A 533-nucleotide genomic window follows, 5' to 3' on the forward strand; every position below is an offset into this window, starting at 1 on the left:
CCCATCGATACCCTTGCGGAAGTCGACTGGATGGCTGGCCAGGAACACCTTCACGCCGGAGGGGATCATGCCGAACGTACCGCCCGGATCACCCGCTGCAGCTGCGCCTCGTCGACGTCCACGCCGGCGCGCACGATCACCTCGCCAATGGCAATTTCGATCACAGCGCCTGACACAGACGCCACCTCACCCCCGCAACTCGAGTGCCGCTCGCGATAATGTCGTTCCGCCCGAGCATCACGGCGCCAGGCAAACAGCTGCGACGGGTGAATGCCAATCCGGCGAGCGATCGCCGAGACGCTCGCGCCAGGCTCCAGCGCCTCTGTCACGACTTGGGCCTTAAACTCGTCCGACCAGCGTCGGCGAAGCTGCCGCGGCGCTCCCTCAAGACGGTCGGCGACCGCTTCGATCATATGGAAGGTTCTAGTTCCAGAACTAGGCGCAGACATAGAAGCTCACATCGGCTCACAAACTCAGCAGCCGATAGCCGATTGCTCACCCCCTGCGCCAGACGGGGTCTCTTTTCCGCTTAC

1 protein-coding gene is annotated in these 533 nt (G+C 63.4%); it reads right to left on the minus strand.

The window, feature by feature from the left end:
• Positions 1-65 precede the first annotated feature (65 nt).
• A complete protein-coding gene (locus H8A95_RS43520; RefSeq protein WP_229167410.1) occupies positions 66-413 on the minus strand; it encodes a transposase in 348 nt (115 codons plus the stop codon).
• Positions 414-533 lie beyond the last annotated feature (120 nt).

Source organism: Bradyrhizobium oropedii (genome assembly GCF_020889685.1).
Taxonomy (GTDB): domain Bacteria; phylum Pseudomonadota; class Alphaproteobacteria; order Rhizobiales; family Xanthobacteraceae; genus Bradyrhizobium; species Bradyrhizobium oropedii.